Raw genomic sequence first — 21,389 nt, forward strand, 5'->3', positions numbered from 1 at the left:
GGCCGGCGGTGGGCCTCTGGCGCCACCAGCTGCTCCAGCACCGCCTTGAGCGCGGGCGGGAAGCCCGGCGTGGCGAACACCTGGCCCGCGTGCGGCAGCCGGCCGAAGAACATCTGGCACGCCATGGCGCCGAAGCCGAAGAGGTCCGTCAGCTCCGAAGGGGGCTGGTCCTCGAAGAGCTCCGGGGCCAGGTAGCCGGGGGTGCCCGCGGGCTGCGCGCGGCGGCCCTGCTGGTCGCGGCCCACGGCCAGGCCGAAGTCCAGCACCTTCACCTGCCCGCGCACCACCAGCACGTTCCCGGGCTTCAGGTCGCGGTGGATGATGCCGCGCCGGTGCAGGTACGCGAGCGCGTGGAGCGTCTGGATGAGCAGCCCCACCTGCGTCGCCAGGGGCGCGTCCGTGCCGGCCTCCACCAGCGTGCGCGCGTCCTCCAGCAGGTCCATGGCCAGGTAGGGCCGGCCCTCCACGTCGAACCCGTAGTCCAGCACGCGGATGACGTTCGGGTGGCGCAGCGACACCAGCGTCTGGAACTCGTGGGCCAGCGACAGCGCCAGGCCCTGCGTGGCGAAGGCGGAAGGGGTGCCCCGGCCCGGGCGCCGCGCCAGGTCCGCCACCGTCTTGTGCAGCCGCTTGAGGGCCACGGGGCCAGACAGGCCGTCCTGCGCGCGCCACACCGTGCCGGCGCCCCCGCGTCCCAGCAGGTCGAGGACGCGGTAGCGGCGTCCCACCACTTCCGGATCCATGCCCGGGGACGTGTCGGCGTCCGGAGCATGCGTCCGGGGGGAGGTCTGGCAGGAAGGGGGGTGAGACATAGGGGGAGCCGCCCTGCGCGTCAGGATATCCCCCCTTCTCGTGCGGGAGGGGATTGAATGTGTCGTGGGGGCAGGCGAAGCAGGAGGCGCTTCGGACCCCGGGGAGCAGCCCGGCGGGCGGGGCCCGGCAGGGCTCCTTCCCTCGGGCGCCCTGAAACACCATTTCTGAAGACGGGAGGACACCGATGGCGGGCTACGACTTCGACTTGTTCACACTGGGCGCGGGGTCGGGCGGCGTGGCGGCCAGCCGGCGCGCGGGGGCCTCCGGGGCGAAGGTGGCCATCTGCGAGGAGGGGCGCGTGGGCGGCACGTGCGTGCTGCGCGGGTGCGTGCCCAAGAAGCTGCTCGTGTACGCGGCGCACTACCGCTACGACCTGGAGGACGCGGCGGGGTACGGCTGGACGGTGAACGGCCCGGCGCTGGACTGGAAGAAGCTCCAGGCGGTGAAGGCGAAGGAGCTGGACCGGCTGACGGGCATCTACGGCCGGCTCTTGCGCGACGCGGGCGTGACGCTGGTGGAGGGCCGGGGCCGGGTGGTGGACGCGCACACGGTGGAGGTCGCGGGCAGGCGCTACACGGCGGAGCGCATCCTGGTGGCCACGGGCGGCCGGCCCTACCTGCCGGAGGTGACGGGCATCGAGCACGCGCTCACGTCGGAGCAGGCGCTGGAGCTGCCCACGCTGCCGCGCCGGGTGGCGGTGGTGGGGGGCGGCTACATCGGCGTGGAGTTCGCGGGCATCTTCGCGGCGCTGGGCGTGAAGGTGACGATGCTGATTCGCGGCGACACGGTGCTGCGCGGCTTCGACAACGACATCCGCGCGGCGCTGACGCAGGAGATGCGCAAGAAGGGCGTGGACATCCGCCCGGAGACGTTCGTCCAGGACATCGAGAAGCGCGAGGACGGCACGCTCAGCCTGCTGACGCGCATGGGGGACACGCTGGAGGTGGACGCGGTGCTGTACTCCACCGGCCGCGTGCCCAACACGCAGGGCCTGGGCCTGGAGGAGGCGGGCGTGAAGCTGAATGAGCGCGGCGCGGTGGTGGTGGACGCGCAGTCGCGCTCGTCGGTGGAGAGCATCTACGCGGTGGGGGACGTGACGGACCGGCTCAACCTCACGCCGGTGGCCATCGCGGAAGGACGGGCGATGGTGGAGACGCTCTACCGGAACAACCCGGTGACGATGGACCACGAGAACGTCCCGTCCGCGGTCTTCAGCCAGCCGCCGGTGGGCACGGTGGGGCTCACGGAGCGCGAGGCCATGGAGCGCCACGGCAAGGTGGACGTCTACGTCTCCAGCTTCCGGCCCATGAAGCACACGCTGACGGGCCGGGACGAGCGCTCCATGATGAAGGTGGTGGTGGAGCGGGGCACGGAGCGCGTGCTGGGCTTCCACATGGTGGGCGCGGACGCGCCGGAGATCATCCAGGGGCTCGCGGTGGCGCTGAAGTGCGGCGTGACGAAGAAGCAGCTCGACGCCACCGTGGGCATCCACCCCACGGCCGCGGAGGAGTTCGTCACGATGCGCGACAAGCGCCCGGACCCGGAGGAGAGCGCCACGATGCTGGAGCTGGGGCGCGAGGGGGCGGCCACGCCGCCGGGGGAGCCGCGCAAGTAGCGCGGCGCTTTCAGTCCGTCTCGCCCAGCTCGAAGGCCGACGTGCCGGTGTGGTGCTTGCGCTGGGTGAGCTGGTGCTCTTCGCGGAGCTGGTTCTCGTAGAAGGGCAGGTGCTCCGCCGTGCGCTGCTTGCGCAGCGCGCGGATGGTCTCGTGCTCCGTGGTGTTGCTGTAGCCGTGCTTCGAGTGCTCGCGCGAGTACGCCAGGGGCTCCAGCACCATCCGCGTCGGGTAGCGGTTCTGCAGGACGTGGATGAGCTCGTGCCCGTACACGATGAACGCCGGCGCGGGGATGGGGTGCTGCTCGCGGGAGTAGTTGCGCTGCGTGCTGTCGCGCAACCCGGAGCGCAGGCTGAGCCGGGAGCCGCGGCCGGAGCCCTTGCCCGCGAGCCCGGGTGCCGGTTCGCTCAGCAGGTAGTCCTCGCCGTGGCCGTCCTCGTCGTACCAGCTCAGCTCCACCTCCAGCTTCCCGATGCGCTTGCCCACGGCGTCGCGCCGCGTGCTCAGCTCCGCATAGGGCTTCGACGACGCCTCCAGGCGCTTGCGCAGCTCGCCCCAGGCTTCACTGCCCTGCCGCGCGCCCTCCTCCACGCGGGTCAGCTCCTCGCTCATCCCTTCGTACTCGCCCTTCAGCCGCTGGAACTCCTCGGACGTCGCCGTCAGGCGCTGCTTGTTGAGCACCACCTTCTGCCGGAAGTTGGCGGACGGCGTGAAGGCCTGGGTCAGCACCAGCGTCACCGGCCACTGCGGATCCTCCCGCGTCTCCCGGAGGATCCACCGCATCAACTCGCGGCCATGCGGGCGCGACAGCAGCCGGGCGTGGATGGCGCGCACCTCGCGAAGGCCGCGCGCGTACTGCGCGCCGGTGGGCAGCTTCACCGCGCCCGTGCCGTTGCGCAGCGCGTCCCAGTCCGCGTCCAGCTGCTGCCGGGCCGCGGTCCCCAGCGTCGCGCGGTCCGGCGTGTAGAGCAGCAGGTTCTTCGTGTGGACGTAGTCCACCAGCTCGATGTGCTTCTCCTGGATCTCCACGGCCAGCCGCATCAGCAGCAGCCGCGAGGCCTTGGAGCTCGCGAGCCGCTCGCGCTCCAGGTCGAACAGCCGGTACAGCAGGTGCTCCGCCGCATCGAGCGCCTTCAGGCGCGCGTCCACCCACGCCTGCTTGCCGGTGAAGTAGTACGTGGCCTTGCCGCCCCACCCGCTCCAGTCCGCGTGGAACGCATCGAGCGCGGCGCAGAACGGCCGGACGAACTCCTCCAGCCGCGACACGATGGGCAGCAGCCGCCGGGGCTCCAGGCCCAGGTCCGTCTTGAAGTCCGCCGACGTGCTCAACGCCATGTCCGCTCCCGGTGTCCCGACGGAGCGTGACGGTAGCACGCGCCCTCGGTGCGCCGAGGCAGCGAGGCCTGGACTATACTGGCCGCCAATGACCACTTCGTCCGCAGCCGCCCCTTCACCCAGGGACACCCTGGAGCGGCTTCAGGCAGAGCTCCAGACGATGCGCATCCAACGGGAGGCCATTCCCCAGGAACAGGCCCGCCTGGAAGCGCGCAGGGCGTCCCTGGAGGAGGAGAACCGTCGGCTGCGCGGACTGCTCGCGGAGGCGCGCGGAGAGCGGATCCAACCCGAACCGTCGCTGCCGGACCTGCTGACACCTCCCTTCCGCGTCATCCCATCCCGGAGGACGGGCTATGGCCGCATGCGCCACGCGCTGCGCGCCATGCCGGCGGTGACGGGCTGGATGGTGACCCTGCTGCTGGTGACCTCGAGCGTGTTCTCGCCGGCGCGCGTCGCCGCGATGCTGTTCCTGCTGGCCGCGTGCTTCGGCGTGCTGTTCCTGCTCCAGGAGGAGCCGGACGATGACGCCGCGTGGGCCTCCTGGGACTTCGGCGAGGACGGCTTCACGCAGGTGGGCCAGGTGGGCGCGCCTCCCGTGCGCTACGCGGAGCTCGTGAAGGTGGAGGTGACGCAGGGCTGGCTCCAGCGCCGCTATGGCTTCGGCAACGTCCGCGTCGTCTTCCAGCCGTCCGCCCCCACCTCCGTGGGCAGGGCGCTGAGCCATCCGAACCGGAGCGTGGAGTTGCAGCTGCTGGACGCGCCCGAGCGGCTGGCGACGTGGCTCCAGGAACGCTCAACGCACGCCAGGCAGGCCGCCCATGTCCGCTGAGCACGCCGTGGATCCCGACATCGCCCAGGCCCTGGACGCGGTCCAGCGAGCGCTCCGCGAGGAGCAGGCCGCGCTCCCCGCGGGCTTCGCCTCGCTCCAGGCCCGGGTGGAGCAGCTCCAGGCGGAGCAGGACCGGCTGACGCGGGAACTGGAGGCGGCCACGCGAGCGCCGTCCCGGCGGCCGGACGTGCTCGCGGCACCTTTCGAAGTGGAATCGAAGCCGTACACGCCGCGCCGCGTGGTCCGTGAGTTCCTGCCGTGGGTGATGATGGCCAGCACCCTGCTGTTCATGCCCTGGGATGGCAAGGGCCGGCTCGCGGCGGGGGCCTTCTCCCTGGGCTTCGTCGTGCTGGCGGTCATCCTGTACGCGTCATGGCGGAAGCGGCCAGTCTGGCGCTTCACGGACACGGGGATTGAAGCACGAGGCGAGGGCGCCTGGACCTCCGTCCTGGTGTACTCACGCGTGCGGGATGCCGACGCGCACGCCACGCACCCCCAGCGCGGCCAGGGACTGGGAACGCTGGTGGTGACGTGCGCGCCGGAAGCGCCAGGGATGGAGAGCAAGCCCCTGCTGCTGAAGAACGTGCCGGAGCCGGAGCGGCTCGCGGCCTGGATCCGGAGCCATCGCGGCGAAGTGGGCGGAGCGCTCATGCAGCAGCATCAGGCCGCGGGCCGTGGGGTGGACCTCGCGGGAGTTCGACATCGCACGCGAACGTGACGGCACCCACCTCGCCACCCGGTGCGCACACCCACGCCGTGCGGACAGCGAACACTCTTCTTGTCCCGACGGGTGACATGTCACCCGGGGGTGCCTACCCCTGAATATCAGGAGGCGCGGGCAACGGACGTGGGCAAGGGCGGACGATGGTGTTGGGGGGTCGTGGGGGCGTTGCTGCTCGCGGGATGTCCGTCCGCGTGCAGCACGAAGGAATCGTCCCGTCCATTCCAGCTCACGGGGCAGGTGGGTTCGCGTGGGGCGGGCTTCGCATCGGCGCTGTACCAGACGACGGGCGTGCGGATGCAACCGCGCAACCGCATCCGGTGGGCGAACAACGGCGCCGTATTCGACGTGATGGTGGAAGAAATCGGCCGGGCCCGCGCCTCCATCAACATCGTGATGTTCATCTGGAGGCCGGGCAGGGCCTCCGACCGGATGATTGAAGCGCTGGCCGAGCGCAACCGCGCGGACGTGCAATGCCGCGTGCTGGTGGATCCGCTGGGCAGCGGCCCCTTTGAAGCGGAGGTGAAGCCCCGGCTGGAGGCGATTGGCTGCGAAGCGCACCTGTTCCGCCCGCTGCCCGCGGACGAGAACCTGGCGCGCAACCACCGGAAGATCTTCGTGGTGGACGGCCGGGTGGCCATCACCGGCGGGCTCGCCATCCAGGACGAGTGGCTGGGTGACGCGCGCAACGAGAAGGAGTGGCGCGACACCAACGTGCGGGTCCAGGGCCCGGTGGTGGCGCAGCTCCAGCAGGCCTTCGCGGAGAACTGGCAGGAGGCGACGGGCGCCCTGCTGCCCCAGACGGACTTCCCCACGCTGTCCGCGGAGCAGCCCGGCCTGGACGCCGCGGGCGAAGGCTGGGCGGCCTTCGTCAGCAGCACGGCGAACCCGGAGGTGACTCGGGCGGAGCGGCTGACGCAGCTCATGGTGAAGGCCGCGAAGAAGCGGCTGTGGATTTCGCAGGCGTACTTCACGCCCAACGACGCGCTGACCGCGCTCCTGGTGGAGAAGGCGCGCGCGGGCGTGGACGTGCGGGTGCTGGCGCCGGGGGACAAGAACGACCAGCGGGCCATCACGGTGCTCCAGCGTCAGACCTACGACACGCTGCGGGCGGCGGGCGTGCGGCTCTGGGAGTACCAGCCGTCGATGATGCACGCGAAGACGATGCTGGTGGATGACCGGCTCGTGCTAGTGGGGTCCATCAACTACGACGCGCTGTCGTTCAACCTGCTGGAGGAGGGGTCCCTGGTGCTGGAGGACGTGGACGCGACACGCCAGCTGGAGGCCATCTTCCTGGAGGACCTGACGCACGCGCGCGAGGTCCAGGCCGAGCACGCCTGGCGCTGAAGGCCGCTGTCCGGTTTCGCGCCCGGCTCTGGGAAACACTGGGCAAGCGGTGGGGCCGTGTGCTCAAGAAGCGCTCCGGGGGCCAGGAAGGTCACGGCCCGGGAGGCATCGCCATGAGCAGCGCAGCTCCTCGTCATCTCTTCGTCGCGGGCGCCACGGGCGCGACGGGCCGCACGTTGATGCGGCAGGCCCTGGCCAGGGGCGTGTCCGTGACGCCGCACGTGCGCCCCAGGAGCGTGAACACGGAGCCCGCGAACACCTGGCCGAAGAAGGCGGTGCTGGAGCTGGCGGACGGGCCCGCGCTGGTGGAGGCGATGAAGGGCAGCACGACGGTGCTCCAGCTCATCGGCACGATGCGCAAGCGCTTCGCGGCCGGGGATACCTACGAGACGAGCGACATCGGCACCACGCGGCAGCTGGTGGACGCGGCGAAGGCGGCGGGGGTGGACCACTTCGTGCTGCTCACGTCGGTGGGCGCGGGGAGGCCGGTGGGCGCGTACCTCAAGGCCAAGGCGGAAGCGGAGCGCATCGTCCGCGAGAGCGGCATCCCCTACACGATGGTGCGCCCGCCCGCGCTGGAGGGCGAATACCACGCGCCGCCCGGCATCCTGCACGCGCTGGGCAAGCTGCCGCTGCTGGGCAACCTGAAGCCCATGCACCTGGACCAGCTGGCCGCGGTGCTGCTGCGCATCTCGGAGCGCCGCGCGCCGCTGGACACGGCGCTCGAAGGCAAGCGCCTGTGGGCGGAGGTCGAAGCGGTAGGCCGGTAGCTGTCAGACCCTTCAGGTAGGAAGTCTCCTCCGCCGCGCGAGCGCGCGACGCATGGAGGAGCTACAATGAGGAAGATGGCGACCCGAGATGAACTGCTTGCCCAGGCCCTGCGCCTCTCTCCGGACGACCGGGCCCGGCTCGCCCATGAGCTGCTCGACAGCCTGGGGGAAGGTCCTCCAGAGGATGCGGAGAATGCCTGGGGCGAGGAAATCAGCCGCCGTGCCCAGGAGGTCCTTGATGGCACGGCGGAGCTCCTCGATTGGGACGACGTACGAAAAAGAATGAAGGAGCGGCTCGAGCAGAGGCGGCGTCAGCGATAGGTGCATCCCCTACGCATGCGCATCCGACTGCACCGCGCTGCCGATCCGGAGCTGCTTGAGGTCATCGACTGGTACGAAAACCAGCGCGCGGGACTCGGCGACCACTTCTCCGACGCCATGGATCAAGCGATGGACGCCATCCACGCGCACCCGGACCGCTGGCCTCTCTGGCCAGGTCTCCGCCACACGCCGCCCATCCGCCGCTTCTTGCTCCCGGACCATCCCTTCGCCCTGCCCTACCTCGTTCGCGACGAGGACGTGGTGGTGCTCGCCGTCGCGCACCTGCGTCGCCGGCCCGACTACTGGTTGCCCCGCGCCCGAAGCCGCCCGTAGGCCCGCGCCTACTCCTTCACCGCGCCGGCCGTGAGCCCGGACACGATGCGCCGCTGGAACAGCACCGTGAGCACCACCAGCGGCAGCGTCGCCACCACCGACGCGGCGGCGATCTCCCCCCACGGCTCCTTGTACTCACTGGCGAAGAGGCTGATGGCCACCGGCACCGTGCGCTTCTCCGGCGTGGACAGGAACGTCAGCGCGTAGAGGAACTCGTTCCACGCGAAGATGAAGACCAGGATGGCCGTCGTCGCCAGCCCCGGCGCCGCCAGGGGCAACAGCACCCTCCGGAACGCGCCCACCGGCGTGCACCCGTCCACGCGCGCCGCCCGGTACAGCTCGTCCGGCAGCTGGCGGAAGAACGACGTCAGCACCCACAACGTCAGCGGCAGCGCGAACGTCGTGTACGGCAGCGCCAGCCCCACCAGGCTGTCCCGCAAGCCCACCGCGTTGAGGATGAGGTACAGCGGGCTCACCGTCGCGATGGGCGGGAACATCGACACGCCCAGCGCCGCGGACAGCAAGAGCCCCCTCCCCCGGAACTCCAGCTTCGCCAGCGCGAACGCCGCGGACGCGCCCACCGTGAGGCAGAACACCGTCGTCAGCGTCGCCACCACCAGCGAGTTCAACACCGCCCACAGGAACGGCCGCCCGAACAACACGCTCTCGTAGTTCGCCCCCGTCAGGTGCGAAGGCCACGGCCGGGTCAGCTCGCCGTCCGGCCACAGGCTCGTCAGCACCTGCCACAGGAACGGCCCCAGGAAGAACGTGAGGAACGCCACCACGGCCAATGCCGTGCCCAGCCCCGGCCGCTTCATCGCCGCCCCTCCTCGCGCCCCAGCCAGCGCAGCCACACCACCGCCAGCAGCACCACGCACAGGAACGTCGCCACCGACAGCGCGCTGCCGTACCCAAAGTCTCCTGAACGCATCAGCGTCTTGTACGCGTAGATGCTCAGCGTCTCCGTCGTGTTCGCCGGCCCGCCCTCCGTCAGCACGTAGATGGCGTCGAACACGCGGAACGCGTCCAGCGACCGGAACAGCACCGCCAAGAGCAGCGCGGGCCTCAGCAGCGGCAGCGTGATGGACCGGAACTGCCGCCACCCCGACGCGCCGTCCACGCGCGCCGCCTTGTAGAGGTCCTCCGGAATGCCCTGCAGCCCCGCCAGCACCAGCAGCGCCACGAAGGGCGTGGTCTTCCACACGTCCACCAGGATGGCCGCGTGCAGCGCATACCCCGGCGCTCCCAGCCAGTTCACCTCCGCGCCCCCCAGCATCCGGTTGATGAGCCCGTAGTCCGGGTTGAACATCCACGCCCACAGCCGGGCGCTCACCACCGTGGGAATCGCCCAGGGCACCAGCACCGACGCGCGCAGCAACCCGCGCCCCGGGAACGCGCGGTTGAGCAGCAGCGCCAGCGGCACCGCGAGCAGCAGCTCCACCGTCACCGCCACCGCCGTGAAGTACGCCGTGTTCCCCAGCGCGGACCAGAAGCGCGCGTCCCCCACCAGGTAGGCGTAGTTCTCCAGCCCCGTGAAGCGCCGCTCGCCGAACACCAGGATGAAGCGGTGCAGGCTCAGCCACACCGCCGCCAGCACCGGGTACAGCGCCACCACCGCCAGCACCAATACGGCCGGCGCCACCAGCAGGTACGCCTGCCGCCGCTCCCGCGCCTGCGAACCCGCGCCCCTCACTCCGCCTCCTCCTTCGGCTGCTCACCCGTCAGGTGATCCACCTGCTTCTGCGCGCGAGTGAGCGCCACCTCCGGAGTGCGAAGGCCCGCCACGGCGGCGGAGAACTCGCTCTGGAGCACGTCCGCGATGAGCAGATAGTACGGCGTCACCGGCCGGGGCCGCGCCCGCGTCAGCGCCTCCTTCAGGCTCGCGATGAAGGGCTGCTCGGCGCGCAGCTCCGGGTCGTCATACAGCGCCAGCCGGGGCGGGTTGCGCGCGTAGTGCAGCGCCAGCACGCGGTTCGCCTCCGGTGACGTCAGGTGCGCGATGAGCCGGGCAGCGGCCTTGCGGCGCGCGGGCGACACGTGCGCGTTCACCGCCAGCTGCCATCCGCCCAGCGTCCCCCACCCCGGCTGTCCATCCTTCGTCGGCAGCGGCGCGATGCCCACCTTGCCGCGGATGGGCGAGCCCTCCGCCTGCGCCTCGCTCCACGCGTAGGGCCAGTTGCGCATGAACACCGCGCGGCCCTCCTGGAACACGCGCCGCGACTCCTCCTCGCCGAAGCCCGTGACCGTCTGGGGGGACAGTCCATCCGCGATGAGCCCGTGCAGGTACGCCAGCGCCTCGCGCGCGGGCTCCGTCTCCAGGAGCACGCGCCCGTCCGGCCCCAGCGACTGCCGCCGTGGCCCCACAGCGCCTCGTACACGTTGCAGGTCAGGCCTTCGTATTGCCGGCCCTGCCACACGTAGCCCTGGATGCCGGGCGCCTTCGCCATCGCGTCGCGGGTGAAGCGCCGCAGCTCCTCGTAGGTGCGCGGCGCGCGAGGCACCAGGTCCGTGCGGTAGTAGAGGACGCCCACGTCCACGTACCAGGGCACCGCGTACGTGCGGTCGTTCATCACGACGGCGTCCACCGGCCCGGGCAGGAACTCCTCGCGCAGGCGCGCGGGAGGGAAGTCCTCGGACAGGTCCGCCACCCAGCCCGCGCGAGCGAACTCCGGCACCCAGACGACGTCCGCCACCAGCACGTCGAAGTCCGTGGCCCCGCCCTGCAACGACGTGAGGAAGAACTGGTGCGCCAGGTCCGACGAGTTTGGCAGCGCCTCCGTCACCAGCTCCACGTCCGGGTTGGCGCGCTCGTACTGCGCCAGCAGCTCCCGGAACGGCTTCGGGTCACCCCACAGCGGCTGGAACTTGAAGACGATGCGCGTGCGGCCCCCGGTGCCCGCCTGCTCGGACGAGCGCCGGCACCCACCCACACCGAGGCCCAGCGCGACGAGGAGGACGAGGAGTCGGCCCATGCGCCCGGATGACTCCAGCGCGAAGGCCTGGCGTCAACGACAAGCCCCGCGCCCGGTCATCCAGGTGACATGCCCGGCACCGGCACGGAGACCGGCCCCGGCGAGAACAGCCTCCGGGCCGTCGCCCCCACCGCGCGGCACGCGAGCGCATCCACCGCGCCGCCCACCAGCCCACCGCCCAGCGGCACCACCTTGGACAGGTTCACGACGCCCTTCTGCGACGCCTTGCTCACCAGCCGGAAGCCCACCGCGCGGTTGATGCTACTGAGCGCGTGCTTCGGCACGGCCTCCAGCGCGCGCATGCCCAGCTGCTGGCTGACCTCGATGCCGGCCTGCTTCACCACTTCCTTGCCGATGTCCCCCACGATGGCCAGCAGCGTGAGGGTCCGCACGCGGTCCTCCTCCACGTCATGCCCGTGGATGCGCGCGATGGCGCCCACCAGCCGCGCCTGCACCGCCCACGACACGCCCAGGCCCGCGGGCAGTGACACCGGCAACGTGAGCAGGCCGCCCAGCCCGGACAGGAAGCCCGTGGTGAACAGCTTCCCCGTCTCCCAGTGGATGAGCGAGTCGATGCGCGCCTCGTGGTTCGCGTAGCGCGCGTCCGCCAGGTACTCGTCCGCCAGCCCCGTCGCGCTGCACAGCGGCCCCAGGCCCTCGAAGCCCGCATCCAGGACGGCGTTCACGACTTCCAGCGGCTTCGACATGCGTCCACCTTCCACTTGGGGCCGCCGCCCATCCTACCTGTCGAAAGCCCTGGCTCCGTGGTCCCGGAGTCTTCACTCCAGACTCCTGGCCGTCCGCCAGGCGTGCAAGGCAGCCTGCCCTACGGCGCGAAGTTCTTTCGCGCTGCGGCCCCCACCTTGCGGCACACCACCGTGTCGATGGTGCCACCGACCAGGCCTCCCGCCACCGGCACCAGCTTGATGAGATTGATGATGCCCTTCTCGCCCGCCTTGGTGATGAGCCGGAACCCGACCAGCTTGTTGATCTCGATGAGGACCCGGCCCGGAATGGCCTCCACCGCCTTCATCCCCAGCTTGTTGCCCACCTTCACGCCCGCCTCCTTCACCACCTCCTTCCCGGCATCTCCCAGGATGGAGAGCAGGATCAGCGTCCGCACCCGGTCCTCCGTCACGTCGTGACCCTGGATGTGCGCGATGGCCCCCACCAGTCGCGCCTGTACTGCCCACGATGCGCCGAGCGACGTAGGAATCGTCACGGGCAGCGCCATCAGACCGCCCAAGCCGAGCACGAACCCACTCGCGAAGTTCTTGCTGGACTCCCAATTGATCAACGAGTCGATGCGCGCTTCGTCGTCGGCGTATCGGGAATCCTGAAGGTATTCGTCCGCCAGCTCCTTCGCGCCCGTCAGCGGCCCCAACCCATTGAGGCCCGCATCCAGGACCGTGTTGACGACCTCCAGGAACTTCGACATGTGCCCCTCCCTCATCGCATCCACGATGTCCGCACATGAGCCTGCCCTGGCACTGACGCTCCTGCCATCCCCTGCAAGAGGTATGGCCAGGCCCCACGCGTGGCGGGGAGCATGACCTCTCGCCACGCGGTGGGCCTTCGCCAAGCATCCGCCGCCAATCCCAGACACCCCGAAGGAGCCCTGGATGTACGAGTATCACGTGGATGCCTTTGTCCCGCCCGCCCCCGGCTGCAACGCCACGGACTCGGGCTGGAGCCCCAAGCGCTGCGGCGACTTCGCGAAGTTCCTCAACAACTACGCCGCGCAGGGCTGGAAGCTGCACTCCAGCGAGTACCGCGCCGTCACCGCGACCAAGGGCTGCGGCACCGCGACGGGCTCGTGGCTGGTGTGCGTCTTCGAGCGGATGAAGCAGGGATGAGCCCCGGCCTCCCCCCGCGGGCTGAACCGCCGCCCTGGGAGGGCAACCCCTACTCCGCGCTCGCCCTGTTCCCCGAGGAGGCCCGCGAGCTCCAGGCCGCGCCCGCGCCCCATCCCGCGCGCCTGCCCTGGTGGCTCAACCCGCTGTGCCTCGTCGCGGTGGGGCTCGTGCTGCTGTACCGCCACGCGGTGCCCCACCGCTGGAAGCGCCAGTGCATCTACACGCCCACGTGCTCGATGTACGGGCTCCAGTCCCTCCAGAAGTACGGCCTCTGGCGCGGAGGCCTCCGGACCTGGGCCCGCATCCAGCGCTGCAACGACGTGCTGTTCCTCGGCGGGACCGACCTGCCCTGAGACGCGCTACGCAACCGTGTCCCGCACGGGCACGCGCGGCAGGCGCACGGTGAACACCGTGCCCTCCGCCGCGGACGACTGCGCGTCCACCGTCCCGCCGTGCGCCAGCACCAGCTGCCGCACGATGTAGAGCCCCAGCCCGATGCTGCGCTCGGAGCGGCCCACCGTCGTCCCGCGCTGGAGCGGCTCGAAGATGCGCGGCAGCATCTCCGGGGGGATGGGGTCGCCCTGGTTGCGCACGTGCACCACGATGGCGTCCGGCTCGCCCCGGCTCTCCACGCGCACCGGCGTGTCCTCCGGGCTGTACTTCAGCGCGTTGCCCAGGATGTTGGACAGCACCTGCGCCATCCGGTCGGAGTCCCACGCCCCCTGCCCGTCCCCCACCTGCTCCATCTGGAGCGTGCGCTCCGGGTGCGCCGTGCGCGCCTCCTCCACCACCTGCAACGTGAGCGCGTGGAAGTCACACGGCGCCGCGTGCACCGGGATGCCGCCGCCCATGCGCGCCTGCGTGAAGTCCAGCAGGTCGCGGATCATCCGCGTGGCCCGCTCCGACGCGGACAGGATGCGCGCCGCCGCCTTCGCGTGCCAGGGCTGGATGTCGTCGCGCCTCAGCATCAGCGACGCGCCGGTGAGGATGGCGCTCAAGGGGTTGCGCAGGTCGTGGCTCACGATGCCAATGAGCTGCTGCTCGAACTCCACCCGCGCCTGCGCCTCGTGCACCAGCTTCTGCCGCTCCTCCTCCGCCCGCCGCCGCTCCGTGATGTCGCGCATGGCGCCCACGATGCGCCGCGCCTCCCCGCTCGCCCGCGCAGGATGGAGCCCTGCGCCGCCACGTACGCGTACTCGCCGTCCTTGCGCAGCACGCGGTACTCGTCCTGCCACCGGTCTTCGTCCGACTCGAAGGCCCGCTGCAGCCCCGCCAGCACGCGCTCGCGGTCCTCGCCGTGGATGTGCCGGCGCCACCACGCCGCGTCCGCGCCCACCTCCTCCACGGGGAAGCCGAAGACCTCCTCCGTCGCGTCGCCAATCCAGTGCATCGCGTCCGTCTGGAGGTCCAGGTCCCAGATGGCGTCGAAGCTGGCGTGCGCCACCAGCTGGTAGCGCTCCTCGGACTGGCGCAGCGCCTCCTCCGTGCGCTTGCGCAGCCGCACCCCCTCCGCCTCGCGCAGCGCCCGCCGCACGCTGGGGCCCAGCCGCTCCAGCCGGTCCTTGAGCACGTAGTCCGTGGCGCCGCGCTTGAGCAGCTCGATGGCGCGGTCCTCGCCCAGCGCGCCGGACACGAAGAGGAACGGCGTGTCCGGACACACGGCCTGCGCCGCCTCCAGCGCGCTCATCCCGTCGAAGCCCGGCACGTTGTAGTCCGACAGGATGAGGTCGTACCTGCCCTTCTCCAGCGCCGCGACGAAGGCCGCACGGCCCTGCACGCACTCCAGCGTCGAGGGCAGTCCGCCCTCCTCCAGCTGCGCGGCCACCAGCTGCGCGTCCAGCGGGCTGTCCTCCAAGAGGAGGATGGACAACGGCCGGTCCGTCGAAGGCAGGGGCGCCAGGTCCCGCGCGGCATTGCCGCGTCCGCTCATTTCGAGGCTCCGGGTACGCCGGGCGAGCCCGGCGGCGGCTGGTTCACCACCGCCCAGAACAGCCCCAGCTCGCGCAGCGCGGACACGAAGTCCGGGAAGGCCACGGGCTTCACCACGTAGGCGTTCACCCCCAGGCCGTAGCTGCGCGCCAGGTCCCGCTCCTCGCGCGACGAGGTGAGCATCACCACCGGCACCGCCTTCAGCTCCGGGGCGCCCTTCACCTTCTCCAGCACCTCCAGCCCGTCCACCTTCGGCAGCTTCAGGTCCAGCAGCACCACCGCCGGGTGGCCGTCCTGCCGGTTCGCGTACTCGCCCTTGCGGAAGAGGTAGTCCAGCGCCTGCTGCCCGTCGCGCACCACCACGACCTCATTGGCCAGGTGCACCTCTTCCAGCGCCGCCAGCGTGAGCGCCACGTCGTTGGCGCTGTCTTCCACCAGGAGGATTCGCTTCAGGTCGATCACGCGTGCGTCTCTTCTTTCTTCTCCGCCAGGGAAGTCCGGGGCAGGGTGAAGGTGAAGGTCGCGCCCTGCCCCACGGCGCCCTCCGCCCAGGTCCGTCCGCCATGGCGCGACACGATGCGCCGCACGTTCGCGAGCCCGATGCCGGTGCCCTCGAACTCCTCGGCCGTGTGCAGGCGCTGGAAGACGCCGAACAGCTTGTCCACGTACTGCATCTCGAAGCCCACGCCGTTGTCGCGCACCCAGACGGTGACCTCGCCGTCCGTCTCGCGCGCCCCCACCTCGATGGAGGCCTCCGGCTTCGGACGCGTGTACTTCAGCGCGTTGGCCAGCAGGTTGTGGATGACCTGCCGCAGCAGCGCCGGGTCCCCCTCCACCGTGGGCAGGCTCCCCACCCGCCACTCCACCTGCCGCCCGGTGGTCTCCGGCATCAGGTCGCGCCGGGCCTCCTCCACCAGCTGGCCCAGGTCCACCCGCGACTGGCGCAGCTCCGCCCGGCCCATGCGGCTGAACGCGAGCAGGTCGTCCACCAGCGTGCCGCCCTGCTTCGCCGCGCCCGCGATGGTGGTGAGGTAGCCCTTCGCCACGTCGTCCAGCTTCGCCCCGGCCCGCCGCTCCAGCAACTGCGCGAAGCCGGTGATGTGGCGCAGGGGCGCGCGCAGGTCGTGCGACACGGAGTAGCTGAAGGACTCCAGCTCCTTGTTCGCCTCCTGGAGCTGGGCGGTGCGCTCGCGCACGCGCCGCTCCAGGCCGGTGTTCAGGTGGCGGATCTCCTCCTCCGCCTGCTTGAGGCTCTCCAGCGTGCGGCGCTCGTCGTCGATGTCCGTGTTGGTGCCGAACCAGCGGGCGATGCGCCCCTCGCCGTCCCGCACGGGCATGGCGCGCGACAGGAACCAGCGGTAGCTGCCGTCCGCGCGGCGCAGCCGGAACTGGTCCTCCCACAGCGTCCCCTCGCGCAGGGCCTCGCTGAAGTGCTCCTGCACGCGCGCGGCGTCCTCCGGGTCGATGAGGTCGTTCCAGTCCTTCTCCCCCACCTGCGCCGCCGTCGTCCCGGTGTAGTCGTACCAGCGCTGGTTGAACCAGAAGAGGCGCCCGTCCGGCTCCGCCATCCACGCCAGCTGCGGGATGGAGTCCGCCAGCGTGCGGAACTGCTGCTCGCGCTCCTTCAGCTCCGCGGCCAGCGCCTCGATGCGCCGGCGCGCCAGCACCTGCTCCGTCACCTCCCACGTGACGGACACGATGCCGTCCACCTTGCCCTCCGCGTTGCGCAGCGGCTGGAAGGTGAGGTTGAAGTAGCCCTCCGGCGCGTCCTGGCCCACGTCGCGGCTCAGCCGCATGAGGACCTCGCGGCCCTGGTAGGTCTGTCCGGTGCGGTAGACGTGCTCCAGTTGCTCCACCTGCCCCTGGTCCTGCAGCTCCGGCAGCGCCTGGCGCACGGGCAGCCCCAGGAGCGGCCGGGAGCCGGTGAGCTTCAGGCGCAGGTCGTTGGCCATCTCGAAGATGAGCTCCGGCCCGCGCAGCACGGTGATGGCGGCGGGCAGCTGCTTGAGCACCGCGAACAGGTTGCGCCGCTCCGCCTGCGCCGTCTCGTAGAGGCGCGCGTTCTCCAGCGCCACGCTGGCCATCTGCGCCAGCTGCACGGCGACCGTCTCGTCCTCCGCGTCGAAGTCGCCCTCCACCTTGTCGGACACGTGCAACAGGCCCAGGTTGCGGCCCTCGTGTCCCACCAGCGGCACCGCCAGGAAGCCCTTCAGGGGCAGCGCGGGCGCGGGCGCGGGGGGCGCCTCGGCGTAGGCCGCGTGCTTGCGCAGCTCCTCTCGCGTCAGGCGCAGCGGCCGGTTCTCCTGGTACACCCGCGCGAAGAGGCCGCGCTCGTCCACCACCACCTCGGCGGCGCCCGGCGCCAGCGGCTCGTGCTCCACCGCCGACAGCGCGGCGAGCGGCTGCGCGTCGCGGCCGTCCACCACCTGCACCGAGGACTGGTTCGCGCCAATCAGCTTGCGCGCCTTGAGCGTCACCAGCTCCAGGATGGCCGGCACGCTGCCGGCCGCGTTGAGCGCCAGGCTCGCGCGCGACAGGCCGCGCAGCTGCTCGGTGCGGCGCAGCTCGCCCGCCATCAGCCGGGCCCGCTCCGCGTCGGCGCGCTTGCGCGCGGTGATGTCCTGCACGGTGCCCACGAAGCGCACCGGCTTGTCGTCCTGGAAGTACGTGCGGCCCGTGGCGCGCACCCAGCGCTCCACGCCGTCCTTCAGCCCCACGGTGCGGTAGGCCACGTCGTAGTCGCCCCTGCCGGTGGGGTCCCAGCTGAGCGCCACCGCGCGCTGCACGGCGTCCCGGTCCTCCGGGTGCAGGCCCGCGAGGAACAGCTCGTAGGACGACTCCGCGTCGGGCGGCACGCCGAAGAGGGCCTTGCAGCGCGCGTCCCACTTGAACTCGCCCGTCACGATGTCCATGTCGAAGGTGCCCAGCGCGGTGGCGGTCAGCGCCAGGCGCAGGCGCTGCTCGCTGTCCGCCAGCGCGGCCTGCTGCCGGCGCAGGTCCTGCGTGAGCGCCTCCGTGTGGCGGCGCGCGCGCACGAACTCCGTCACGTCGGTGGCCAGGGTGATGATGCCGGACGCGGTGCCGTCCAGCTCCACCATGGGGTGGTAGATGACGTTGAAGAAGACGGAGTCCGGCTGGCCGTCGCGCTCCAGCTTCACCTCGAACTCCGGCCGCACGAAGGGCTGCTTCGTGCGCACCACGCCGCGCAGCACCTCCAGGACCTCCGGCTGCGCGGCCATCTCCGGGAACACCTCCAGCAGCGCCCGGCCCGGCGCCACCCGCCGGCCCACCAGCAGCTCGTAGTACGGGTTCGCCAGCTCGAAGACGAAGTCCGGCCCCCGCGTGATGGAGATGCCCACCGGGGCCTGCATCAAGAACGCGTGCAGCCGCTCGCGGTGGACGGCCTCCAGGGCGTGGCGCTCGCGCTCGCGCAGCGACTCCTCGCGCAGCTGCACGGCCTCGCGCGCCAGGTACAGCTCCACGAACATCGACACCTTCGCCAGCAGGATTTCAGGCCGCAGCGGCTTGCGCAGGTAGTCCACCGCGCCGTGCGCGTACGCGGCCAGCCACTCCTTCTCGTCGCCGTCGCCCGCGGTCATGAGCAGCACGGGCGTGCGCCGGCTGCGCTCGCGCTCGCGCAGCAGGCCCAGCACCTCCACCCCCGTCATGTCGCCCAGGTTCATGTCCATCAGGACGGCGGCGAAGTCCTCGTCCAGCACGCGCCGCAGGGCCTCGCGTCCGGAGGTGGCCCGCACCAGCCGCTGCCCCAGCGGCGTGAGGATGCCCTCCAGCGCCAGCAGGTGCCCGGGCGTGTCGTCGACGATGAGGATGCTGGCCCTTTGGGAGGACATGGGCAGGGGCACGGCGGCGGAGGGCATGATGATGGAGGCTCGGGGAGCGGGCTCCCCTTCCCTTTAGGCTGCTTGCAGGCACGCGGGGGAAGGACGCGCCCGGCTTCGGAGCGTCCCCGTTGACGGCAGGACAACACTCCGCGCCGCAACCTGCCTCCTCCCCCCCGGCGATTCCAGCAGAACCCTGTGGACCCCCTACGATTGCCGCCTCCCCGTCTGCCCGGGGACACACCAGGAAGGCGCCCGCCAGGCCGCGGCCCTTTTCATGTTTCATGTTTCACGCGCGTCACGGCGACGGCAGGCGGCGCAGCGACGTCATGGGGAAGGGCACCCAGAAGGGCGTCGCCACGCGGTCCCCCTCCAGGGAGAACCAGGGCCCGTCCTCCCCCGCCAGCACGTGGAAGTCCTGCGCGGGGGTGAAGCCCTGGCCCACCAGCGCCACCCGCTCCCCCTTCGCGTTGGAGGCCACGTCCAGCACGAGCACGGTGTGGCCGGGGCTGCCGCCCAGGACGAAGAAGTCCCCGGGGCGCAGCTGCTCCCGTGAGGGCCGCGCGCCCTCCGCCTGGAGGGACAGGGTGCCCGCGTAGGTGAAGAGCAGGTCCAGGTAGCGCCGGAACGCCGCGCGCGAGCTGTCCGCCGCGCTGCCCGGCACCCACGTCACCTTCGCGCCGGAGACACGCGCCCGCTCCCCGGCCGCGTACCGGGGCCAGGACGCCAGGTGGCCGCTGGTGAAGCGGTAGGCGATGCGCTCCGGATGGCCGGACGCCCAGCGCCATTCGGCGTGGAGGCGCAGGATGGAGTCCGCGCACTGCTGGAGGTTGGCGCTGCCCACGTCCAGCTCCCCCACCGCCGCGAGCCGGGCGTCGGAGGCCTCCAGCACCGTGCCGCCCTGGAAGTCGCGCACGGGGGTGCCCTCGGGCCGCAGGGGCAGGCCGCGCAGCCACGCGCCAAAGGAGCCCGCCTCCAGGGGCACGCGCGTGTAGCCCTCCGGCGGCGCGAACGTCTCCTCCAGCGCGCGCACCTTCGCGGTGGCCGTCAGCCACGGGTAGCGCGTCCGCTCCTCCTCCGTGGGGGCGTGAGGCGCGACCTTCGCCCGTCCGGCCGCCTCACAGCTCGCCAGGGGCAGCGCGACGGCGGCCAGGGTGGCCAGGACCAGCAGGGGGCGGCAAGGGCCCATCGCGTTCACGGGGGACTCCAGGGGGACGGGCCGGGGAAATCCCGGGCATGGCCCTGGGACACCGCACGCGGGGCCGCGGGTTCCCATCCGGGCGCGGATCCGCTGGGGCACCGGGGGAGTCCTTCGCTGCACGCTCGCCATGCCGGACAGGTGCGTCCCGGGTGCCGAGCACTACCTTTTGAAGGTCATGCACCGTCGGGCAAGCCTCGTGCTGCTCAATACGCTGTCCCTGACGCGACTGCCGCTCGCCGCGGTGTTCATCGCGGTGTCGGACCTGCGCCTGCGGGCCTTGCTGGTGGTGCTGGCGGCGGCGACGGACTTCCTGGACGGCTGGATTGCCCGGCACCGGGGACTGGCCACGCGCCTGGGCGCGCTCATCGACCCGGTGGCGGACCGCGCCTTCATGGTGACGGCCTTCATCGTGTGTCTGCTGGACGGGCTCATCGGGCCGGTGGAGCTGACGCTGCTGCTGCTGCGCGACATCGGCACGGCCATCGGCTTCATCGTCGCGAGGCTGCGGCCGGACATGCGGGCCATCGAGCTCAAGGCGCGGATGCTGGGCAAGCTCGTCACGGCGCTGCAGCTCGCGGTGTTGTTGTGCGTGCTGCTCTACCCACCGCTGGTGCGTCCGCTCGTGGCGCTCGTCGCGCTGCTGTCGCTGGCGTCGGTGGTGGACTACACGCGGGCGGTGTGGCGCCAGCGCCGGGGGCTGCCGCCCTCCCGGCCGTCCTCGCGCCTTCCCCACGGGCCGGCGGGTGCGCCCGTGGGGTCCGTGCGGGAGTGACACGTCACGCGGGCACGGCGCGCGCGAGGGGAGCCACGGCCAGCCGGGCGCGTTCGCGCTCCATGGCGGCGCGCTCGCCGTCGGACAGGGCGTCCCAGACCTCGTCCATCGCGTCGAGCAGCGCGTCCGCTTCCGGCGAATCTCCCCCCGGCGCGCGGGCGCGGACGAGGGCCAACTTGTGCAACAGGGTGCGGTATCGGTCGTAGACCGTCATGGTGAAAACCTCCGTCCGGGAGACGCGGGCGGAGCCATGCGGCTGACGCAAGGTCCCTGTCACCGGCGGCGCTGGGCTTCCGCGTCGCGGCGGGCCTCGGCGCCGGTCAGCACGGAGATCTCCCGGGTGTGGCTGCGGCCCACCAGGTTCACGGTGGCGCGCACCCGCTCGCCCTCCTTGAGCTGCGTCACGCCAATGTCCTCGCCGTCGCGGACGATGCGCGTCTGGGCGCCAATCTCCAGCGGCAGGCGCGAGCCCTCGTTGTCGATGACGACCTCCTTCGAGGACACCGAGCGCACCGTGCCCCGGTAGATGGCATCCACCACCGCGACGCCCTGCGAGGCGGTGGAGGCCGGAGGCTTCGCGGCGGCGGGGCCCCCGTGCCCGAGTTGCCCGTGCCCCCCGTGCCCGCGTTCGGATCCATGCCCGGGTTGGGAGGCGTCGTGCGCCCCTCCTCCTCCGGGTTCGGCTCCGCGCTGGGGCTGTTCGGATCCGAAGCCGGGGCGTCCCCGGAGCCCCCTGTC

At 71.6% G+C, this 21,389-nt stretch carries 23 protein-coding genes and 2 pseudogenes; 10 read left to right on the plus strand and 15 right to left on the minus strand.

All coding sequences use genetic code 11. The features are described 5' to 3' along the window. Positions 1 to 743: serine/threonine-protein kinase (locus tag ACLEQD_RS12115; protein WP_410383713.1), on the minus strand; the 743-nt coding region annotated here is incomplete at its 3' end. 254 nt (positions 744 to 997) lie between these two features. On the opposite strand from ACLEQD_RS12115, the gene gor reads away from it, so the two are divergent. After that, positions 998 to 2,428 (plus strand): glutathione-disulfide reductase, encoded by a 1,431-nt coding sequence (gor, locus tag ACLEQD_RS12120; RefSeq protein ID WP_410383715.1) that lies wholly within the window; start codon positions 998 to 1,000, stop codon positions 2,426 to 2,428. A 10-nt stretch (positions 2,429 to 2,438) separates the two neighbouring features. Here the strand turns inward: gor and ACLEQD_RS12125 are convergent, their stop codons facing one another. Then, complete coding sequence (locus ACLEQD_RS12125; protein WP_410383717.1) at positions 2,439 to 3,761, minus strand: hypothetical protein; 1,323 nt, start codon at positions 3,759 to 3,761, stop codon at positions 2,439 to 2,441. A gap of 160 nt (positions 3,762 to 3,921) precedes the next feature. On the opposite strand from ACLEQD_RS12125, the gene ACLEQD_RS12130 reads away from it, so the two are divergent. The 6 genes from ACLEQD_RS12130 to ACLEQD_RS12155 all read left to right on the plus strand — a co-directional run bounded on the left by ACLEQD_RS12130 (position 3,922) and on the right by ACLEQD_RS12155 (position 8,082). Next, positions 3,922 to 4,590 carry a hypothetical protein gene (locus ACLEQD_RS12130; protein WP_410383719.1) on the plus strand — a complete coding sequence of 223 codons (669 nt, stop codon included), beginning with the start codon at positions 3,922 to 3,924 and terminating at the stop codon, positions 4,588 to 4,590. Then, positions 4,580 to 5,308 (plus strand): PH domain-containing protein, encoded by a 729-nt coding sequence (locus tag ACLEQD_RS12135; protein ID WP_410383721.1) that lies wholly within the window; start codon positions 4,580 to 4,582, stop codon positions 5,306 to 5,308. Before ACLEQD_RS12130 ends, ACLEQD_RS12135 begins: the two co-directional genes overlap by 11 nt. 162 nt (positions 5,309 to 5,470) lie before the next feature. Then, positions 5,471 to 6,658 (plus strand): phospholipase D-like domain-containing protein, encoded by a 1,188-nt coding sequence (locus ACLEQD_RS12140; RefSeq protein WP_410383723.1) that lies wholly within the window; start codon positions 5,471 to 5,473, stop codon positions 6,656 to 6,658. A gap of 113 nt (positions 6,659 to 6,771) precedes the next feature. Then, positions 6,772 to 7,428, plus strand: coding sequence for an NAD(P)H-binding protein (locus tag ACLEQD_RS12145; RefSeq protein WP_410383725.1), 657 nt, complete (start codon positions 6,772 to 6,774; stop codon positions 7,426 to 7,428). A 66-nt stretch (positions 7,429 to 7,494) separates the two neighbouring features. After that, positions 7,495 to 7,749: an addiction module protein gene (locus ACLEQD_RS12150; protein ID WP_410383727.1), complete on the plus strand. Its 255-nt coding sequence runs from the start codon at positions 7,495 to 7,497 to the stop codon at positions 7,747 to 7,749. 15 nt (positions 7,750 to 7,764) lie between these two features. Further along, entirely contained in the window at positions 7,765 to 8,082 is a 318-nt protein-coding gene (locus ACLEQD_RS12155; RefSeq protein ID WP_410383729.1) for a type II toxin-antitoxin system RelE/ParE family toxin, read from the plus strand. Between the two features lie 8 nt (positions 8,083 to 8,090). On the opposite strand, the gene ACLEQD_RS12160 is transcribed toward ACLEQD_RS12155, so the two are convergent. The 6 genes and pseudogenes from ACLEQD_RS12160 to ACLEQD_RS12185 form a co-directional block, all read right to left on the minus strand. Beyond that, positions 8,091 to 8,900 (minus strand): carbohydrate ABC transporter permease, encoded by an 810-nt coding sequence (locus ACLEQD_RS12160; RefSeq protein ID WP_014392992.1) that lies wholly within the window; start codon positions 8,898 to 8,900, stop codon positions 8,091 to 8,093. Next, positions 8,897 to 9,775: a carbohydrate ABC transporter permease gene (locus ACLEQD_RS12165; RefSeq protein ID WP_410383731.1), complete on the minus strand. Its 879-nt coding sequence runs from the start codon at positions 9,773 to 9,775 to the stop codon at positions 8,897 to 8,899. Before ACLEQD_RS12165 ends, ACLEQD_RS12160 begins: the two co-directional genes overlap by 4 nt. Continuing rightward, positions 9,772 to 10,497: an extracellular solute-binding protein gene (locus ACLEQD_RS12170; RefSeq protein WP_410383733.1), complete on the minus strand. Its 726-nt coding sequence runs from the start codon at positions 10,495 to 10,497 to the stop codon at positions 9,772 to 9,774. The genes ACLEQD_RS12165 and ACLEQD_RS12170 overlap by 4 nt, the downstream gene beginning before the upstream one ends. Further along, positions 10,479 to 11,054, minus strand: a pseudogene (locus ACLEQD_RS12175) (extracellular solute-binding protein); the annotation flags it as partial. The gene ACLEQD_RS12170 and the pseudogene ACLEQD_RS12175, both read right to left, overlap by 19 nt. A 56-nt stretch (positions 11,055 to 11,110) precedes the next feature. Continuing rightward, positions 11,111 to 11,761 carry an EcsC family protein gene (locus tag ACLEQD_RS12180; RefSeq protein WP_410383735.1) on the minus strand — a complete coding sequence of 217 codons (651 nt, stop codon included), beginning with the start codon at positions 11,759 to 11,761 and terminating at the stop codon, positions 11,111 to 11,113. A 119-nt stretch (positions 11,762 to 11,880) separates the two neighbouring features. Beyond that, entirely contained in the window at positions 11,881 to 12,492 is a 612-nt protein-coding gene (locus ACLEQD_RS12185; protein WP_410383737.1) for an EcsC family protein, read from the minus strand. A 184-nt stretch (positions 12,493 to 12,676) separates the two neighbouring features. Here ACLEQD_RS12185 and ACLEQD_RS12190 point away from each other — a divergent pair, with 184 nt between their 5' ends. Both ACLEQD_RS12190 and yidD read left to right on the plus strand, forming a co-directional pair. After that, a complete protein-coding gene (locus ACLEQD_RS12190) occupies positions 12,677 to 12,910 on the plus strand; it encodes a DUF4177 domain-containing protein (protein WP_410383739.1) in 234 nt (77 codons plus the stop codon). Then, the gene (gene yidD / locus ACLEQD_RS12195) at positions 12,907 to 13,263 is read left to right on the plus strand and encodes a membrane protein insertion efficiency factor YidD (RefSeq protein WP_410383741.1); all 357 of its coding nucleotides are present in this window, start codon (positions 12,907 to 12,909) and stop codon (positions 13,261 to 13,263) included. Before ACLEQD_RS12190 ends, yidD begins: the two co-directional genes overlap by 4 nt. 6 nt (positions 13,264 to 13,269) lie before the next feature. On the opposite strand, the gene ACLEQD_RS12200 is transcribed toward yidD, so the two are convergent. The 5 genes from ACLEQD_RS12200 to ACLEQD_RS12220 form a co-directional block, all read right to left on the minus strand. Next, positions 13,270 to 14,034 (minus strand): sensor histidine kinase, encoded by a 765-nt coding sequence (locus ACLEQD_RS12200; RefSeq protein WP_410383743.1) that lies wholly within the window; start codon positions 14,032 to 14,034, stop codon positions 13,270 to 13,272. After that, complete coding sequence (locus ACLEQD_RS12205; RefSeq protein ID WP_410383745.1) at positions 13,929 to 14,840, minus strand: PAS domain-containing protein; 912 nt, start codon at positions 14,838 to 14,840, stop codon at positions 13,929 to 13,931. The genes ACLEQD_RS12200 and ACLEQD_RS12205 overlap by 106 nt, the downstream gene beginning before the upstream one ends. Next, positions 14,837 to 15,301: a response regulator gene (locus tag ACLEQD_RS12210; protein WP_410383747.1), complete on the minus strand. Its 465-nt coding sequence runs from the start codon at positions 15,299 to 15,301 to the stop codon at positions 14,837 to 14,839. Before ACLEQD_RS12210 ends, ACLEQD_RS12205 begins: the two co-directional genes overlap by 4 nt. After that, entirely contained in the window at positions 15,298 to 18,717 is a 3,420-nt protein-coding gene (locus tag ACLEQD_RS12215) for a PAS domain-containing protein (RefSeq protein WP_410383748.1), read from the minus strand. The genes ACLEQD_RS12210 and ACLEQD_RS12215 overlap by 4 nt, the downstream gene beginning before the upstream one ends. 259 nt (positions 18,718 to 18,976) lie before the next feature. Further along, on the minus strand, positions 18,977 to 19,867 hold the full coding sequence (locus tag ACLEQD_RS12220) for a DUF4846 domain-containing protein (protein WP_410383754.1): 891 nt from the start codon (positions 19,865 to 19,867) through the stop codon (positions 18,977 to 18,979). Positions 19,868 to 20,054: 187 nt separating this feature from the next. Here ACLEQD_RS12220 and ACLEQD_RS12225 point away from each other — a divergent pair, with 187 nt between their 5' ends. After that, a complete protein-coding gene (locus ACLEQD_RS12225; protein WP_410383750.1) occupies positions 20,055 to 20,651 on the plus strand; it encodes a CDP-alcohol phosphatidyltransferase family protein in 597 nt (198 codons plus the stop codon). A gap of 4 nt (positions 20,652 to 20,655) precedes the next feature. On the opposite strand, the gene ACLEQD_RS12230 is transcribed toward ACLEQD_RS12225, so the two are convergent. Both ACLEQD_RS12230 and ACLEQD_RS12235 read right to left on the minus strand, forming a co-directional pair. Beyond that, a complete protein-coding gene (locus ACLEQD_RS12230) occupies positions 20,656 to 20,865 on the minus strand; it encodes a hypothetical protein (RefSeq protein ID WP_410383752.1) in 210 nt (69 codons plus the stop codon). Between the two features lie 59 nt (positions 20,866 to 20,924). Continuing rightward, a pseudogene (locus ACLEQD_RS12235) lies at positions 20,925 to 21,389 on the minus strand (hypothetical protein); the annotation flags it as partial.

The sequence above is a fragment of the Corallococcus sp. 4LFB genome (assembly GCF_046520365.1).
In the GTDB taxonomy this organism is placed as follows: Bacteria; Myxococcota; Myxococcia; order Myxococcales; family Myxococcaceae; genus Corallococcus; species Corallococcus caeni.

Coding starts and splice junctions, on each gene's coding strand:
- gor (WP_410383715.1), top strand. CDS start 998: ATGGCGGGCTACGACTTCGACTTGTTCACACTGGGCGCGGGGTCGGGC.
- ACLEQD_RS12125 (WP_410383717.1), bottom strand. CDS start 3,761: ATGGCGTTGAGCACGTCGGCGGACTTCAAGACGGACCTGGGCCTGGAG.
- ACLEQD_RS12130 (WP_410383719.1), top strand. CDS start 3,922: ATGCGCATCCAACGGGAGGCCATTCCCCAGGAACAGGCCCGCCTGGAA.
- ACLEQD_RS12135 (WP_410383721.1), top strand. CDS start 4,580: ATGTCCGCTGAGCACGCCGTGGATCCCGACATCGCCCAGGCCCTGGAC.
- ACLEQD_RS12145 (WP_410383725.1), top strand. CDS start 6,772: ATGAGCAGCGCAGCTCCTCGTCATCTCTTCGTCGCGGGCGCCACGGGC.
- ACLEQD_RS12150 (WP_410383727.1), top strand. CDS start 7,495: ATGAGGAAGATGGCGACCCGAGATGAACTGCTTGCCCAGGCCCTGCGC.
- ACLEQD_RS12155 (WP_410383729.1), top strand. CDS start 7,765: ATGCGCATCCGACTGCACCGCGCTGCCGATCCGGAGCTGCTTGAGGTC.
- ACLEQD_RS12160 (WP_014392992.1), bottom strand. CDS start 8,900: ATGAAGCGGCCGGGGCTGGGCACGGCATTGGCCGTGGTGGCGTTCCTC.
- ACLEQD_RS12180 (WP_410383735.1), bottom strand. CDS start 11,761: ATGTCGAAGCCGCTGGAAGTCGTGAACGCCGTCCTGGATGCGGGCTTC.
- ACLEQD_RS12185 (WP_410383737.1), bottom strand. CDS start 12,492: ATGTCGAAGTTCCTGGAGGTCGTCAACACGGTCCTGGATGCGGGCCTC.
- ACLEQD_RS12190 (WP_410383739.1), top strand. CDS start 12,677: ATGTACGAGTATCACGTGGATGCCTTTGTCCCGCCCGCCCCCGGCTGC.
- yidD (WP_410383741.1), top strand. CDS start 12,907: ATGAGCCCCGGCCTCCCCCCGCGGGCTGAACCGCCGCCCTGGGAGGGC.
- ACLEQD_RS12200 (WP_410383743.1), bottom strand. CDS start 14,034: ATGCGCGACATCACGGAGCGGCGGCGGGCGGAGGAGGAGCGGCAGAAG.
- ACLEQD_RS12205 (WP_410383745.1), bottom strand. CDS start 14,840: ATGAGCGGACGCGGCAATGCCGCGCGGGACCTGGCGCCCCTGCCTTCG.
- ACLEQD_RS12215 (WP_410383748.1), bottom strand. CDS start 18,717: ATGCCCTCCGCCGCCGTGCCCCTGCCCATGTCCTCCCAAAGGGCCAGC.
- ACLEQD_RS12220 (WP_410383754.1), bottom strand. CDS start 19,867: ATGGGCCCTTGCCGCCCCCTGCTGGTCCTGGCCACCCTGGCCGCCGTC.
- ACLEQD_RS12225 (WP_410383750.1), top strand. CDS start 20,055: ATGCACCGTCGGGCAAGCCTCGTGCTGCTCAATACGCTGTCCCTGACG.
- ACLEQD_RS12230 (WP_410383752.1), bottom strand. CDS start 20,865: ATGACGGTCTACGACCGATACCGCACCCTGTTGCACAAGTTGGCCCTC.